Origin of the sequence: Isoptericola variabilis, assembly GCF_050311655.1 — a bacterium.
Classification (GTDB): Bacteria; Actinomycetota; Actinomycetes; order Actinomycetales; family Cellulomonadaceae; genus Isoptericola; species Isoptericola variabilis.
The window spans coordinates 1-240 of the sequence record NZ_JBNOZM010000030.1; the positions used below are offsets into that span (position 1 = coordinate 1).

Annotated in this window: 1 pseudogene; it reads right to left on the reverse strand. The window is 66.2% G+C overall.

Features of this window, described 5'->3' with window-relative positions:
- A pseudogene (locus ACQP60_RS20940) lies at positions 1 to 240 on the reverse strand (citrate/2-methylcitrate synthase); the annotation flags it as partial.

Here is a 240-nt window from a genome sequence, read left to right on the forward strand (position 1 = left end):
GATGAGGCCCGTGTAGAAGTCCACGTTCGGGTAGAGCTTGCGCTCGTCGAAGTAGTCGTCCGACAGGGCGATCTCCTCGAGCCCGCGGGCGATGTCGAGCAGCTCGTCCGTGGCGCCGAGCTGGCCCAGCACGGCGTCCGCGTGCTTCTTGACGATCGCGGCGCGCGGGTCGTAGCTCTAGTACACGCGGTGCCCGAAGCCCATGAGCCGGACGCCGGCCTCCTTGTTCTTGACCTTCTT